Source organism: Arthrobacter pascens (genome assembly GCF_030816475.1).
Classification (GTDB): Bacteria; Actinomycetota; Actinomycetes; order Actinomycetales; family Micrococcaceae; genus Arthrobacter; species Arthrobacter pascens_B.
This window is the reverse complement of record NZ_JAUSXF010000001.1, coordinates 831492-846755: the sequence shown is the minus strand read 5'-3', so window position 1 is coordinate 846755 and position 15264 is coordinate 831492. Positions and strand designations below refer to the sequence as shown.

13 protein-coding genes and 1 pseudogene are annotated in these 15264 nt (G+C 65.6%); 6 read left to right on the top strand and 8 right to left on the bottom strand.

Annotated elements, in window-relative coordinates; genetic code table 11:
* Nucleotides 1-4 precede the first annotated feature (4 nt).
* Nucleotides 5-778 carry a sirohydrochlorin chelatase gene (locus tag QFZ40_RS03925; protein WP_306902967.1) on the bottom strand — a complete coding sequence of 258 codons (774 nt, stop codon included), beginning with the start codon at nucleotides 776-778 and terminating at the stop codon, nucleotides 5-7.
* 61 nt (nucleotides 779-839) lie between these two features.
* Here QFZ40_RS03925 and QFZ40_RS03920 point away from each other — a divergent pair, with 61 nt between their 5' ends.
* Together QFZ40_RS03920 and QFZ40_RS03915 are read left to right on the top strand one after the other, a co-directional pair.
* Complete coding sequence (locus tag QFZ40_RS03920; RefSeq protein WP_306902966.1) at nucleotides 840-1511, top strand: trimeric intracellular cation channel family protein; 672 nt, start codon at nucleotides 840-842, stop codon at nucleotides 1509-1511.
* Nucleotides 1512-1524: 13 nt separating this feature from the next.
* Nucleotides 1525-1947, top strand: coding sequence for a hypothetical protein (locus tag QFZ40_RS03915; RefSeq protein WP_306902965.1), 423 nt, complete (start codon nucleotides 1525-1527; stop codon nucleotides 1945-1947).
* A 138-nt stretch (nucleotides 1948-2085) separates the two neighbouring features.
* Here the strand turns inward: QFZ40_RS03915 and QFZ40_RS03910 are convergent, their stop codons facing one another.
* The 5 genes and pseudogenes from QFZ40_RS03910 to QFZ40_RS03890 form a co-directional block, all read right to left on the bottom strand.
* Nucleotides 2086-2334 (bottom strand): endonuclease domain-containing protein, encoded by a 249-nt coding sequence (locus QFZ40_RS03910; protein WP_306906812.1) that lies wholly within the window; start codon nucleotides 2332-2334, stop codon nucleotides 2086-2088.
* Between the two features lie 501 nt (nucleotides 2335-2835).
* A pseudogene (locus tag QFZ40_RS03905) lies at nucleotides 2836-2922 on the bottom strand (hypothetical protein); the annotation flags it as partial.
* A gap of 422 nt (nucleotides 2923-3344) precedes the next feature.
* A complete protein-coding gene (locus tag QFZ40_RS03900; protein ID WP_306902964.1) occupies nucleotides 3345-4445 on the bottom strand; it encodes a polyprenyl synthetase family protein in 1101 nt (366 codons plus the stop codon).
* Nucleotides 4442-5758 carry a geranylgeranyl reductase family protein gene (locus QFZ40_RS03895; protein WP_306902963.1) on the bottom strand — a complete coding sequence of 439 codons (1317 nt, stop codon included), beginning with the start codon at nucleotides 5756-5758 and terminating at the stop codon, nucleotides 4442-4444. The genes QFZ40_RS03900 and QFZ40_RS03895 overlap by 4 nt, the downstream gene beginning before the upstream one ends.
* Nucleotides 5759-5762: 4 nt before the next feature.
* Nucleotides 5763-6539, bottom strand: coding sequence for a demethylmenaquinone methyltransferase (locus QFZ40_RS03890; protein ID WP_306902961.1), 777 nt, complete (start codon nucleotides 6537-6539; stop codon nucleotides 5763-5765).
* A gap of 131 nt (nucleotides 6540-6670) precedes the next feature.
* Here QFZ40_RS03890 and QFZ40_RS03885 point away from each other — a divergent pair, with 131 nt between their 5' ends.
* The 4 genes from QFZ40_RS03885 to QFZ40_RS03870 all read left to right on the top strand — a co-directional run bounded on the left by QFZ40_RS03885 (nucleotide 6671) and on the right by QFZ40_RS03870 (nucleotide 11015).
* A complete protein-coding gene (locus tag QFZ40_RS03885) occupies nucleotides 6671-8077 on the top strand; it encodes an isochorismate synthase (protein ID WP_306902959.1) in 1407 nt (468 codons plus the stop codon).
* A gap of 195 nt (nucleotides 8078-8272) precedes the next feature.
* Complete coding sequence (locus QFZ40_RS03880) at nucleotides 8273-9238, top strand: ABC transporter substrate-binding protein (protein ID WP_306902958.1); 966 nt, start codon at nucleotides 8273-8275, stop codon at nucleotides 9236-9238.
* 35 nt (nucleotides 9239-9273) lie between these two features.
* Nucleotides 9274-10242 carry an amino acid ABC transporter permease gene (locus QFZ40_RS03875; protein WP_306902957.1) on the top strand — a complete coding sequence of 323 codons (969 nt, stop codon included), beginning with the start codon at nucleotides 9274-9276 and terminating at the stop codon, nucleotides 10240-10242.
* Nucleotides 10239-11015 carry an amino acid ABC transporter ATP-binding protein gene (locus tag QFZ40_RS03870; protein WP_306902955.1) on the top strand — a complete coding sequence of 259 codons (777 nt, stop codon included), beginning with the start codon at nucleotides 10239-10241 and terminating at the stop codon, nucleotides 11013-11015. The genes QFZ40_RS03875 and QFZ40_RS03870 overlap by 4 nt, the downstream gene beginning before the upstream one ends.
* A 101-nt stretch (nucleotides 11016-11116) precedes the next feature.
* On the opposite strand, the gene menD is transcribed toward QFZ40_RS03870, so the two are convergent.
* Nucleotides 11117-12895: a 2-succinyl-5-enolpyruvyl-6-hydroxy-3-cyclohexene-1-carboxylic-acid synthase gene (gene menD / locus QFZ40_RS03865; RefSeq protein WP_306902954.1), complete on the bottom strand. Its 1779-nt coding sequence runs from the start codon at nucleotides 12893-12895 to the stop codon at nucleotides 11117-11119.
* 277 nt (nucleotides 12896-13172) lie between these two features.
* Nucleotides 13173-15254: a PhoX family protein gene (locus QFZ40_RS03860; protein ID WP_306902953.1), complete on the bottom strand. Its 2082-nt coding sequence runs from the start codon at nucleotides 15252-15254 to the stop codon at nucleotides 13173-13175.
* Nucleotides 15255-15264 lie beyond the last annotated feature (10 nt).

Genomic DNA, 15264 nt, shown 5'->3' with positions numbered 1-15264 from the left:
TTCGTCATGAATCGCCGGCGGGCCTTGCGAAATCCGAATTAGCCGCGATCGCTGCGTCGTAGCGTTCCAGCGCAATCTCGGCCAGCACGGGAGAAGGCAGCAGGGGCTCCGTGACCAGGTCTGCCCCGGCTTTGGCCAGCTGGTCATGGAAGTAACCGTGCGCCAAGAGGTAGGACGCAATAACCACCCGGCCGCCAAGGTCAACGGCACCCGCGGACTCCCCCGCTCCGGCACCGCCTTCTGCTTCCTCGCGAAGGATCGCTACGGCGTCGGGCACCGAGGGCTTGGCGGAGGCACCGTAGGCGGCCATGATCCGGTTTGGCCGCAGTTCCCTGAGCTGCCCTGCCAGCTCCTCCACGCTGACGGCGGCGTTCGGGTTGGAGGACCCGGCGGCGGCGAGGACGACGGCGTCCCGGTGCGTGACTCCAGCCTCCAGGAGGCGCTGGTCCAGCAGGGCGGCCAGCCGCGGATTCGGGCCAAGCGGCGCGGCGGCAAGGCTGCCCGGCCGGCTCTTCACCGCCCTGGCGATGTCCACCTTGACGTGGTAGCCGATGCTGAGCAGGAGCGGTACCACAACGGCTGACTCGGCTCCCTTGTCCCCTTCGGGGAGCGACGCCATCACGTCCACGAGGTCAGGTTGCTGGACGTCCACATAGGCTTCCCGCACCTCAAGTCCCGGGCGCAGGGCTGCGATGGCGTCGCGCAGGGCGTTGACCTCCGCGGCTCCTTGCGCACTGGATGTCCCGTGGGCGCAGGCAATCATGATGGGGCTCTTCATAGGGGCTAGCGTAACGTTGGAGCCGCCCTGTCCGCCCCTCCTCTAGTAGCCGGGACGCTCCATGACTTTCCCTTTTGACATCGCCCTGGTGTGGCTGGACCTGGCCGGCGTCTTCTTTTTCGCGGTGTCAGGCTCCCTCCTGGCAGCCCGGAAACAGTTCGACATCGTGGGCTCCCTGCTCCTGGCCTCGCTGGTTTCCCTGGGCGGCGGGGTCATTCGTGACATCATCCTGGGCGCCGCCCCTCCTGCCGCATTCAGCAATCCCGCCTATCTGGTCCCGCCGCTGCTGGCCACGGTCCTGGTGTACTTCCTGTTCTCGAGCGTCCAGCGTTTTACCTCGCTCCTGGTGCTGTTCGACGCCGGCGGGCTGGCCCTCTTCTGCATCACCGGCACCCTGAAGGCCTTGGCAGTGGGCGTGAATCCCGTTGCCGCCGTCGTGCTGGGAGTGACGACGGCGGTGGGCGGGGGCCTGCTGCGCGACATCACCGCCAACGAGGTGCCCAGGCTCTTCGACCCCAGGGATATCTACGCGCTGCCCGCCTTCACGGGGGCTGCGCTGACCACGGTCCTCTGGCTGTCCGGCGCTTTTAACGGACTCACGGCCTTCGCCGTGGCCGTGCTGGTTTTCGTGTTCCGCGTGGTGGCCTGGCGACGGTCCTGGTATGTTCCGCTGGCGGTGCGCGGATGGCATCGGCCGGGAGCTGAAACGGCCGAATACAGGGACCGGGATTAGCTAGGATATGAACATGACTGACATGTTCCTCGAGAAGTTCCGCGCGCTTGTTCCGAAGTATCTCGAAGACGAATGGCAGGAAGAGGACGGGCTGCCCGCCGACGAGCTTGATGCGGCCCTCTCCGACCACCAGTTCCAGGTCCCCATGGTCCTCCGCGAGTTTTACCTGGCCCTGGGCGGCTGCGAGGACCTCATGGAGGCCTACCACTACTTCTGGGATCCCGAAGAGCTCGAAGTTGATGACGAGGGCTTCCTGATGTTCCTCGAGGACGAGGAAGAGCAATTCACCTGGGGTTTCCGCGTTGGCGACCTCAGCGTCCCGGACCCCATCGTTTACCGCCGCAACAATGCCCGCGCCCAGTGGAAGAGCGAAGAGGGTACGTTCTCGGAGTTTGTCTTCGACATGTTCGAGTGGGCTTTCAACGACGAAGACTAGGGCTTCTGGCAGCGCCTGTCGCCACAAATGCGTAATTAATACCGTGCTGGCAGCTTCACTTCCTGACATTCGGGGGCTTGGACTGCCTACTTCAGGCATAAATCACGCAATTTGGTCCATGGCCTTCTCACATCCACGTCAGATGGCGAAGAATTTTCCCTGCCGCCTCAGTTCAAGGACGGCGAGGACCTCAGCAACCATCTCATCCGGCGAATACACGACGTCGGCGTAGTAGTAGCGCAACACAAGATAGCCGCCCAGGATGCTTCTGTTGTTCCGCCGCTGGTCCCGTTTGACCGCCTTGGGCTCGAAGTGGGTCGAGCCGTCAGTCTCAACCACCAGGCAGTCTTCAATGAGGAAGTCAACCTCACCAACTCCTGGGATCAAGACGTGCCTTCGGACCCGTAGTCCGGCCCTCTGGAAATGGGTGTTTGCCAAGACCTCCAGCAAAGAGTCCGATCTGGGAATCACCAGGTCCAGTACGGCCCGGACCCTGCCATTCCGACGCCCAGGCAACCTGGCATAAAGGAACTCCAGTTCAATGTCGCCCCTCCCGACCGCTGACTGAACCATCACCAGCGACTCCAGCTCCGGCAAACAGTGGAGGCTGTGCAGCAGCACGTCTGCGAGTCCTACAGTTGGAAGCCACCCGTGCTTGGGGTGCCTGGCTCGGCCGTGCTCCACAATTTTGGTGCTGGGCAGGGGATGGCTACGGCAAAGATGTAGAACCTGCGTCTGAGCAAGCACCGACAAGTTGTAAATCGGGGCCGCGGAAACGCAGGTCAGGAGCCCGCCGTGCTCCCGAGCATCACTGAGGGCATTCGATCCCGGTAAGCCAAAAACGCCACGCCTCACCTGCACGGCCTGGCCGCGGCTCACCGCACGGCGGAGGTCTGACCTGCCAAATCCGGCCTTCGTCAATTGCCCAGTCCGCGCCGCGCCGCCGTGCCTCAGCAGGAAGGCTGTGATGTCCATCAGCCCAGCGTGTCGCTGTAGCTATTCGGGCGGGAGGGAGGATCTCGGCTATGTGGACAACGAGCAAGCCCAAAATTTTGCGGGGCGGCTCGACCCGGATTGCGTAACTATTGCGCCTTGCGCCACCGCAAACCCCGCTATATCGCGGGCACCCTCAGCTTAAGGGCTGATAAATGACGCAAGTTGGTCGGGAGGGACGGGCAAAGCCTGTGACACGCTTGGTAACAACCGGCTTGCATTCTGTGACAAAGCTGTCATAGACTATTCACGGATCCGCTAAACGCCTCCGGCGGGTCTGATGCGAACGGAGAAATAGCCCCGGTTCGTTGCAGCGTATGATTCGTATCGTTGCAGCAGACCGGGGCTATTGCGTTAAATCCGCCGAACAACAGAACCCAGGTCACCAGGAGTCCGGACCCGGACTAGCTGGCCCGGTCCACCACAGCCAGCGCGAAGTTGGACAGCGACGTCTTCACAACACCCTCCGGCAGCGGCTTCAGTGCCGCGATGGCTTCGTCAGCCCAGGCCCGGGCAACCACCCACGATTCGGCGGTCACCGGGTGCTCGCGCAGTCCTTCGACAGCAGCAGCCAGCGCGGAATCGGAGGACAGGTCCCCGTCGATGAGTTGCAGGAGGTCGACGGCGGAATGGTCACCGTTCGCGGCGGCCTTGCGCAGGAGCAGGACCGGCAGGGTGGGCACGCCTTCGCGCAGATCGGTCCCGGGGGATTTGCCCGACTTGACCTTGACGCCCGTGACATCAATGACGTCGTCGGCGAGCTGGAAGGCCACGCCCACCTTTTCGCCGTATTCCACCAGAAGGTCCTCGTAGGCCGGATCGGCGCCGGCGAAGATGGCGCCCAGCTGGCCCGATGCCGCCACCAGGGACCCCGTCTTGTCCGCAATGACGGAGAGGTAGTGCTCCACGGGATCCTCATCCGGCCGCGGACCCACGGTCTCATGAAGCTGGCCGAGGCAGAGCCGCTCGAACGTGCGGGCCTGGATCCCGAGAGCACGCGAACCGAGCTCGGACACCAGGATGGAGGCGCGGGCGAAGATGAGGTCGCCGGTGAGCACAGCAACGGAGTTGCCCCACACCTCGTGGGCCGTGGGGGCGCCGCGGCGGAAGGGAGCGGAGTCCATCACATCGTCGTGGTAGAGCGTAGCCAGGTGCGTCAGTTCCACCACGACGGCGGCCTGGACAACGGCAGCGCGCGAGGCGTCGCCAAGGTGCGCGCACAGCAGGGTCAGAAGGGGACGGATCCGCTTGCCGCCGGCTTCCACGAGGTGACGCGACGTTGCGTCAGCCAGCGGATCGGAGTTGGCAATGGCTTCCCGCAACTGCTTTTCCACCCGGGCAAGGTTAGTGGTGATGGCGGGGCCCAGCTCGGCATCCTCCGCAATCGCCGCGAAGCCTGCGGGCAGCTGAAGGCCCGTGGCAATGGCGGTGGTATTGAGGCTGGGTTCGGAGTCCGGCAGGCCGTGCCCGGCATGCGTCCAGCTGTGGTCTGCGGAGTTAGTCACTGGTTAACCCTAACTTTTTGTTGCGGATACCGCAGATTCGACGCCGATGAGGTGTTGGACGTGGCCGGAACCAGCGATTCCAGGACCCGGATGGCCCGGTCCTCGAAGCCCTTCGCTGACGGATCCGTCAGGTTGGCCAGCAGCCGCACCACGAAACGCATCAGGACAGGAACGGGCATCCCGGTCCGCAGCGCGAGCTTCATGACCGCCGGTTTTCCGATCACCGCGGCAAACGCCCGGCCCAGCGTGAAGTGCGAGCCCCACTGGCCGCGCACATAGTCCGCGTACCCGGAAAGGTGGGTGTCGGCGTCGGGCGTTGCTGAAGATGAGGCATCAATGATGAACTCGGCCGCAAAGCGCGCGGACTCCATCGCGTAGGAGATGCCCTCACCGTTGAACGGGGACACCATGCCGCCGGCGTCACCCAGGAGCAGAAGTCCTGGCGAGTAATGGGGAGTCCGGTTGAAGCCCATGGGCAGCGCGGCGCCGCGGATCTCCCCCACCTGGTGCTCCGGGGAGAAGCCCCATTCGGCGGGCATCCCGGCGGTCCATTCGCGCAGGACCTGCTTGTAGTCGAGCTTGCCGAATTCCTTGGAGGAGTTCAGGATCCCCAGGCCCACATTGGACGTTCCGTCGCCCACACCGAACACCCAGCCATAGCCCGGAAGCAGGCGTCCGTCCCGGCCCGGGAGTTCCAGCCAGCCTTCCATCCAGTCGTCATCGTGCCGGGGCGACGTGAAGTAGGTTCGCACGGCGACGCCGAGGGGACGGTCGTCCCGCTTCTGGATTCCCAGTGAGACGGCGGTGCGCGTGGAGTTTCCGTCGGCGGCGAGTACGACGTCGGCAGGAAAGTCGCGCGTCTCCCCCGTCTTCCGCCCGGACCCGTCCAGCAGCGCTGCGCGGACACCTGTAACGCGGCCGTCCTCCGACCGCAGGGCTTCCGTGACGCTGTGGCGTTCCAGCACTGTGGCGCCGGCGGCCTGGGCGTGGCGCGCCAGTTCCTCGTCGAAACCGAGGCGCGTGCGGATCAGACCGTACTGCGGAAAGTCCGACACTTCGGGCCACGGCAGCTCGATGGTGCGGCCACCAGCGATGAGGCGCAGGCCCTTGTTCCGCCGCCAGCCATCCTCTTCCGGGTGCGGCAGGCCCAGCTTCTGGATCTCTCGGACAGCCCGGGGTGTGAGGCCGTCGCCGCAGACCTTCTCGCGCGGAAAGCTGGTCTTTTCGAGAACGGTCGCGTCAATGCCGGCCTTGGCCAGGTAATACGCCGCGGTGGAGCCGGCGGGTCCTGCCCCAACGATCAGTACTTTCACCGGGTCAGCGCATGATGTTGCGGCGGAGCCTTGCCACGGGGCCCTTGTTCGCGGCGATGGCCGCAGCGGCACTGTCAGGGCTCGAATCCAATGGCTTGAAGGCGCGGTGAACCGCCACGATCCCGCCGCTGAGGTTGCGGTAGGTGACCTTTTCCCAGCCAGCCTCCTGAAGCCAGGCAGCAAGATGGTCCTGGTCCGGCCAGGCGCGGATGGATTCGGCGAGGTACACGTAGGCATCCGGGTTGGAGGACACCTTCACGGCGATGGCAGGCAGTGCCCTCATGAGGTATTCGGTATACATGGTGCGCCACAGCGGGACGACGGGCTGGGAAAATTCCGCGATGACCAGCTTGCCGCCCGGCTTGGTGACGCGGAGCATCTCGGTCAGGGCCTTCTTGGGCTCGTTGACGTTCCGCAGCCCGAAGGAGATGGTGGTGGCATCGAAGGCGTCGTCCGCGAAGGGAAGGTTGGTGGCGTCACCGGCGATGAAGTTGATGTCCGGGCGGCGGCGCTTGCCGACCTTAAGCATTCCCAGGGAGAAATCACAGGCGATCACATCTATGCCTTCGTCGGCATATGGCTCGCTTGAGCTGCCGGTTCCGGCGGCCAGATCGAGCACCCGCTGGCCCCGCCTGACTTCCATGGCTTCCACCACGATTTTGCGCCAGCGGCGGGTCTGCCCCATCGAGAGGACATCATTGACGACGTCGTATTTGGGGGCGACGTCGTCAAACATCGTGGCTACTTCGTCCGGACGCTTATCCAAGGATGCTCGGTTCACCTTGTCATTGTCTCAAATGATCGGCAGGCCCACGAACCACCGGCGGTTCGTGCGCTGTGGGCTGAACGAGGTACTGCAAGGTACTCGCCAAGGCCAGTACCTTTAAGTACCCGGAGTACTGTTGTCTCATCATGACGAGCACGTTCCGCACCCTGACAGTCCCCCTGGATGGCAAAGCATCTCCCGGGGGGCTGCCGCAGTTTCTGGTCCGGGACGATGTTCTCTGCTGGTCCCGCCGCGAGGCCGGACTGGTGGGCTTCGGGGAGATCACCCGCTTCACCACGACCGGTCCTGACCGCTTCCTCGAGGCCGATATCTGGTGGCGGCACCTGGTCATCGAAGCTGACATCACCGATTCCGTGGAACTCCCCGGCACCGGCCCGGTCGCCTTCGGCTCGTTCGCGTTCTCCAAGAAATCGGCCCACGAATCCCGGCTGATTGTGCCGGAGATCGTGGTGGGTTTCCGTGACGGCCACGCCTGGTTGACACAGTTGACGTTCGACGACGGCGTGCTCACCGAAGCAGGCGCTCTCGCCGCGCTTGACCGCTGGCTGGGCAGTGGCAGCGCGTCCGCATTCCTCCCAGACGGGGATGTTCCGACGTCGGACCCTGACGTTGCCGGGGACGGCACCCCCGGTGCCCAGCCCCCGGGAGCCGGTGCCGCCGTCGTACGTCCTTTGCCCCTTGCAGCCGGCGCCACCCTGCACACCGGCTCGCTCAGCGAGGAAGACTGGATGGCCGCCGTTGCCGCCGGGGTGGCGGAAATCCGAACCGGGGCGCTCGAGAAACTGGTGCTGGCGCGGGACATCGTGGCCACCGTTCCAACCGGCGTCAATGCTGCCCAGGTGCTCCGCGAACTGTCCGCGCGCTACCGCGAATGCTGGACGTACGGGGTGGACGGCCTGGTGGGCGCGACGCCGGAGATGCTGATCCAGGTGGAGGGCCGCACGGCGCAGGCGCGGGTCCTGGCCGGCACGCTGGACCGCCGCGACGCGCACGGCCAGGCCGGGATTCCGATGGACTACGCCGAGCGGGTGCTGGCCGGTTCGGAGAAGCAGCGGCATGAGCATGAGATCGCCATCCAGTCCCTGACGTCGCAGCTGGCACCGTTCTCCGAGGCCATGAACGCGCACGATGAACCGTTCATCCTGGAACTGCCGAATGTGTGGCACCTGGCGTCGGACGTCAAGGCGGAGCTGGCTGAAGTGGAGGGCCACGTGCCCACGTGCCTGGCCCTGATCAACGCGCTCCACCCCACCGCGGCGGTCTGCGGGACGCCAACGCTGGTGGCCGGGGCCCTGATCCGCAAGCTCGAGCACCTGGACCGGGGGCCCTATGCGGGGCCGGTGGGATGGCTGGACGCTGCGGGCAACGGCGAATGGGGCATTGCGCTGCGCGGCGCCGTGATCGAGGACCCGCAGACCGTGCGGCTCTATGCGGGCTGCGGGATCGTGGACGGGTCCCAGCCGGAGGCGGAGCTGGCGGAGACGTGGGCGAAGTTCCGGCCGATGCTGGAATCGCTGGGGATCAGCAACTAGGTAGCAGGAGGGGCTGTTTTGGGCCCCCAAACTGTCCGGGATTAGAGACATCCGGATATTGAAACCCCTTGCGCCTCCCCTCAAAATAGTTATCCAATAGGAAAACTAAGTTACCTGTGACGCACATCTCCTGTTCAGCGATACACTATTACCCGCTTTAGGTATGCATTCCTCCCGCAACAAAAGGTAAAAAACATGCAGATTTTCCGCTCGCTTCTGGGCCACACCCCGCTCAAAGCAGCCACGGTTCTCGCCATCGGCGCCCTGGCCCTCTCCGCCTGCACCAACGCCTCGGAGAACGCGGCCCCCGGGGGTGGCGGCGGCGCGGCTTCAGCTTCAGGCAGCGCAGCGCCCAGCTTCGACCCGTCAACCATCAAGAAGGATGACGCACTGGCGGCCATGGTTCCTGCGGCCATCAAGTCCAAGGGGACCCTGACCGTGGGATCGGACACCAGCTACGCCCCCGCCGAGTTCCTCGGCCCCGACGGCCAGACCCCCGTGGGCTACGATGTCGACATCGCCAAGGCCATCGGCGCCACCCTGGGCCTGAAGGTCCAGGTGCAGACGTCCGAGTTCACCGGGATTCTCCCGGCCCTTGGCCCCAAGTACGATCTGGGCATCTCCTCCTTCACCATCAACCCGGAGCGGCTCGGCGCAGTCAACATGGTCAGCTACTTCAACGCCGGCACCGCATGGGCCGTCCAGAAGGGCAACCCGAAGAAGTTCTCCCTGGATGATGTTTGCGGCAAGAACGTCGGCGTCCAGACCGGCACCGTCCAGGAGGATCCGGACCTCGCGGACCGCAACAAGAAGTGCGCTGCCGACGGCAAGCAGCCCATTAACATCGTCACGCTGAAGAACCAGACCGATGTCACCACCCGGCTGGTCAACGGCAGCATCGACGCCATGGCGGCAGACTCCCCCATCATCGGCTACGCCCTGACCCAGACCCACGGTCAGCTGGAACGGCTCGGCGACGTCTACGACTCAGCGCCCCAGGGCATCGCAGTGGCCAAATCGGACACCGCCCTGGCCGACGTCATCCAGAAGACCGTGACCAAACTCATCAGCGACGGTTCCTACAAGAAGATCCTTGAGGGCTGGGGAAACGCTGACGGCGCCATCACCAAGTCCGAAATCAACCCGGCGGCCAGCTCTTGAGTCTTCCAACAACCAAGCACACATCAGGTGCACCCATGGGCCAACAGCCAAACCAGACAGCACCGGTACTGAATAAAGCAGTGCCGGTGAGGCACCCCGGCCGCTGGATCAGCGCCGTCCTCATCCTCGGTGTGCTGTTTGTGTTCCTGCAGAGCCTGGTGACCAATCCCAACTTCCGCTGGGACGTCGTCGGACTCTACATTCTGGACACCAAGGTGGTCCAGGGCGTGGGCTGGACGCTGCTGCTGACCGTCGCTTCGATGGTGCTGGCGATCGTCCTGGCCATCCTCCTGGCCTTCATGCGCCAGTCGGAAAACCCCATATTCCGGTGGTCCAGCTGGGCCTGGGTATGGTTCTTCCGAGGAACCCCCGTCTACACCCAGCTGGTCTTCTGGGGCCTGGTGTCGGTCCTGTACCCGAAGATCAGCGCCGGTGTCCCGTTCGGGCCCGAGCTGTTCAGCGTGGACACGAGCACGGTCATCACTGGCCTTGCTGCTGCCATCCTGGGCCTGGGCCTGAACGAGTCCGCGTACCTGGCGGAGATCTTCCGGGCCGGCCTGAAGTCCGTTGACCGCGGACAGATGGAAGCCGCGGAGGCTTTGGGCATGGGCAAGACCAAGATCATGTGGCGGATCATCCTGCCGCAAGCCATGCGTGTCATCGTTCCTCCCACGGGGAACGAGACGATTGGCATGCTCAAGACCACGTCGCTGGTCCTGGCTGTTCCGTTCACCCTGGACCTGACGTTCGCCACCAATACCCTGGCGAACCGGACCTACCTCCCCGTGCCGCTGCTGATCGTGGCGGCCATCTGGTACCTGGTCATCACCAGCCTGCTGATGGTGGGCCAGCACTTCATCGAGGCCTACTACGGAAAGGGCGTGGATAACCTGGCACCCGCTGCAATAAATCCCGCCGCAGCCAAGGCCGCCGCCGCGGTAGCACCGAGCGCCTTCGCGGAGCCGACGCTGAAGATGGACTTTCCCGAGGAGGAGGCAAAATGACGATCACCGCTGAAAAACCACTGGTGAAGATCGAAGGCCTCCACAAGTTCTACGGCCACCACCACGTGCTGCGCGGCATCGACCTGACCGTCAACCAGGGCGAGGTGTCCGTGGTCATCGGTCCGTCCGGTTCGGGCAAGTCCACCATGCTTCGCTGCGTTAATCTGCTGGAGACCATCAGCGCGGGCCGCATTTCCGTCGGCGGCAACCTGATCGGCTACCGCGAGATCAACGGCAGGCTCCACGACCTCAAGACCAAGGAAATCGCCGCCCAGCGCCGCGAAATCGGCATGGTTTTCCAGAGGTTCAACCTGTTTCCGCACAAGACAGCCCTCTACAACATCATGGAGGCGCCCGTGCAGGTCAAGGGCTTGTCCCGCGACATGGCAAGGAAGCGGGCCATGGAACTGCTGGACCGGGTCGGCCTGGCTGACCGCGCCGGCCACTATCCGTCCCAGCTTTCCGGCGGCCAGCAACAGCGCGTCGCGATTGCCCGTGCCCTGGCCATGGAGCCGGAGCTCATGCTCTTCGATGAGCCAACGTCCGCCCTGGACCCGGAGCTCGTCGGCGATGTCCTGGGTGTCATGAAGGATCTGGCCAAGTCCGGCATGACCATGATCGTGGTGACCCACGAGATCGGCTTCGCGCGGGAAGTGGGCGACCGTCTGACGTTCATGGACGGCGGCGTCGTCGTCGAATCCGGTGATCCCCGGGAGGTGCTCGCCAACCCGCAGCACGCCCGCACCAAGGAGTTCCTAAGCCGGGTCCTCTGACCCGCCCAACGCGAGCCCCACCCAACGCGGGGTCACTTATCGCCCAATGTGCCGTGCATGATGGGCCGTATGTGACCCCGCGTTGCTGTTTAAGGGGTGCTTCAGCCCGCGAGCACTCCGGCGACGGCCGCGGCTACAGCGGTTTTGATCCGGCCGTGCAGGGCACGGAGGTCGTGCCGGTCCGTGCGGACTTCAACGATGGTGCGCCCCGTGAACGGCGCGGCCAGCGCTTCGGCGAGTCCCGCCGTCGTGCTCACTGAGCAATGTCCGACGCCGTACGCTGCGGCGAGTGCCGCGATGTCCACTGAGTGGGGGGTTCCAAAGAGGCGCTCGACGGCGTCTCCGTAGCCGCCTGCCTCGGCCACCGCGCCGTGCTCGAGGAGGCTGAAGATCGCGCCGCCGGAATCGTTGAGGACCACGATGCGCAGCTGCGGCTGTTCCTCGCCGGCACCAAGGAGGAGGCCGCCGGCGTCGTGCAGGAAGGTGACGTCGCCGAGCAGCACGGTGGTCTCCTGGCGGCCGCCCAGGGCGATGCCGGTGGCGGTGGAGATAGTGCCGTCGATCCCGGCGAGGCCGCGGTTGGCGAAGACCGTGGCGGACGGTTCAGTGCCGGGGTGACCGGCCAGATCGACGTCGCGGATGCCGTTGGAGGAGCCCAGCAGCAGCTGGCCGCGGGCGTGCTTCCACGCAAGAGCGCCGACTGCCGGACCGGTCGCGGCCGGCTGCGCGTCCAAAATTCCGTCCAGGGCGCGCTGGGCAGCGGACCCCGCGAGCAGCCAGGCATCCAGCCACGCGGAAGGGCCCCGGCCTGCGAAATCTGCGAGGTCTGCGAGGCTCTCCAGCGGGAGCTCGGTGCGCCGGCCGGGCTCGTACCAGGCCACCGGAACCGGCTGGTACAACGCGGACGGCACGTCGGCGCGGGCCAGCAACGAGGCAACAGGCCTGGACAGCGTGGGCCGGCCGAACACCACCACGCGCTCAATCGGCATGGCGGAATCCGGGCCGAAGTGTCCGATCAGCAGCCGGTACGGCCCCACGGCATTCGGCCCGAAGCGCGCGTTCGAGGACGGCTCGGCGAGCAACGGCAGACCGTGGGCGCGGGCGAAGGCCTCGGCGACCGGCCCGGCGTCGTGCCCTGCAAGGACCACGGTGCGCCGCTCCGGCAGGTTCTCGGAGGCAGGGGCGAGGCTCATAGTCAGCGGCTCCGTTCCAATCCGGAAACGCTGCCGGCGCGATGTCGGCGGGAGCCGCTCCTCGGGCGCCGGAACCAGCGGGTCGCGGAAGGCGAGGTTGAGCTGGACCGGGCCGGGGGCGAGGTCAGAGAAGGCGCCGGTGGCTGCGGAGAGTGCTGTCTCCACGGCGCGAAGCGGGTTGCTGCCGGCAGCGATATCTGCGGCGAAGCGTACGTGCTCACCGAACAGGTCCAGCTGGATGGTGGTCTGGTTGGCACCCGTTCCGCGCAGCTCCTCGGGCCTGTCGGCGGAGAGAATGATGACCGGTACTGCGGCGTGGTTGGCTTCCATCACGGCGGGCATCAGATTCCCGACGGCGGTCCCGGACGTGGTGAGGACAGCTGCCGGTGAGCCGGCGGACAGGGCCAGGCCGAGGGCGGTGAACCCGGCGGACCTTTCGTCGATCCTGACGAGCAGCTCGATCTGTCCGGCAGCGTCGGCTTCGGCCAGCGCGTAGGCCATGGGCGCCGAGCGCGATCCGGGCGAAACCACGACGTACTGGACTCCGCCGTCGATCAGGCCGCCGACGGCGATCCTCGCCGCCTCGACGGAGCCTAACGGAGCCTGGGCGGCGGCGTCCGAGCCGGAGGCGTCAGAAGCGGCTGCGGGGGCAGCGGCGTCAGGGGCAGGGTCGTTCACGGAAGTCACCGAACCAGTCTGCCACCCCAAACGCTCCCTCACCTTTCGCCGCCAAAACCCAAACGCTCCCTCACCTTTCGCAGAAGATGGCGCGAAACGTGAGGAGGCGTTCCCCGGAAACCCGCGAAACGTGAGGAAGCGTCCCCCCAAAACTCGCGAAACGTGAGGAAGCGTCCCCCCAAAACTCGCGAAACGTGAGGAAGCGTCCCCCAAAAACCCGCGAAAGGTGAGGGAGCGTCCCCCAAAAACCCGCGAAAGGTGAGGGAGCGTCGGGGTGCGGGAAGGGCTAGGCGTCCGTGCGGAATACCTGGACGACGGCGGGACGGGGCGCGCGCACCTGGCCGGCGACCGGCGTCGCACCTGCCGGAACGTAGTCCGGGAAGTACGAGTGCTGGTCCGCGAAGGATCCTTCCTCGCCCGGGTGCTGGACGGCCACGAATACGGTCCACTCGTCGTCGTGGATGATCGGGCCGCAGGTTTCCGCCTCGCGCGGCACGGCCAGGAACTGCTCCACCTTGCCGCGTTCGGCCCCGGCCAGGGTGACTTTGAAGAGGCCGTCGGCGTAGCCAATGCTGGACGGCGCACCGTCGGTAGCGATCCAGAGGTCGCCCACAGAGTCGAAGGCCACGTTGTCCGGGCAGGAGATCGGCGAGACCTGGTCCTTGGGGAAGCCTGCGAAGTAGGTGGAGGCGTTCTTGGCCGGATCGCCGCAGACCATCAGCAGGTTCCAGGCGAACCTGGTGGACGCCTGATCGCCCGTTTCAGTGATCTCGACGATATGGCCGTCACGGTTGAGGCTCCGCGGGTTTACCTCGGTGGGGCCTTCCTTGCCGGGCTTGCCGCGGTCGGAGTTGTTGGTGCAGACAACGTAGACCTTGCCCGTGAGCAGGCTGGGCTGGACGTCCTCGCAGCGGTCCATCTTGGTGGGGCCCACCTTGTCCGCGGCCAGGCGGGTGTAAACGAGGACCTCCTCGACCGACATGCCGTCCACCGCTGACTTTCCGCCCACCACCAGGGGAAGCCATTCGCCGGAGCCGTCGAAGGCGCCGTCGGCCGGAAGCGTGCCCGTGCCGTTGATTTCGGCGGCTGGCGAGTCGCCGGTGAACTTGGCGACGTAGAGGTCGCCGGCGGAGAGCAGCGTCATGTTGTGCTGACGGTCACCCTCGCGGTATTTGTCCTTGGAGACGAACTTGTAGAGGTAGTCGAAGCGCTCGTCGTCGCCCATGTATGCCACAACGTGGCCGGACTCGGCGATGATGACGTTGGCGCCCTCGTGCTTGAAACGGCCCATCGAGGAGTGCTTCTTCGGGGTAGAGGCAGGATCGAACGGGTCCACTTCCACAATCCAGCCGAAGCGGTTGGTCTCGTTGGCGTATCCGTCGTTGCGGGTGTCGAAGCGAGGGTCGTCCAGCTCCCATTTCCGGGCTGTGGCCGACGACGTGAGGCGGTAGCGCTTGTCACTCGCCGAGGTGCCTGCCGAGACGAAGTAGCCGTTGAAGTTCTCCTCGCCGGAAAGGATGGTCCCCCAGGGCGTGGTGCCGCCGGAGCAGTTTCCGAGCGTCCCCAGGATGGCCCGCCCGCTGGGGTCCGCCACGGTCTTGACCAGGGCCGAGCCGGCGGCCGGGCCGGTGAGTTCGTATGTGGTGTTGGTGAGGAAGCGGCGGTTCAGCGGGGCGCCCTTGACGTAGCTCCACGGCTTGTTCACGTTCTTGCGTTCCAGCTCCACGACAGTGAGCCCGTGGGCGGCGCGGCCGATTCCCCGTGCCTGGGCGGCGTCGAACGTGGCCGGAACCATGATGTTCTCGTTGGTGTACTCGTGGTTGGTGAACAGCACGGCGCGGCGATCCTTCGATCCCTCGATGGGCAGGATGTCCGTGTAGTCGTTGTTGTAACCGAACTGCCGGGACTGCGCCGCCGGGGTCTGGTTCGCCAGGTCGAAATCGGGGGAATCGTTGAACAGCGGGTCACCCCAGCGGATCACGGGCTGCCAGGTGAAGCCTTGGGGCACTGTCAGGGCGTCGACGGCGGCAGGCACCGGTGCGATGGGGGTGAAGCTCAGCTTGGACTTGCCGAACCCGTCCCTGGCCGCCGGCGAGAGGCCCGGACCGCCGGCAGTGGCCGGTTCAGCCGACGTCATGGCACTGCCGAGGACGACGGCGAGCGCACCGGCGGCGCCGAAGCCCAGAGCCGCGCGGCGCGACAGTGTGGCGGAGGCGATGTCGCGGAAGTAGCCGTTGGAACTGGTGTTGCAGACGTCGCCGGCGCAGGCGTTGTCGCATTTCAGGGCGCAGGTTACGGGGCTGCGCTTGCCCTTGGTGTGGCCGAGCATGGGCAGCAGAGAGAACTTGCGGGCGGTCGTTTCAGACATGGGGCCTCCA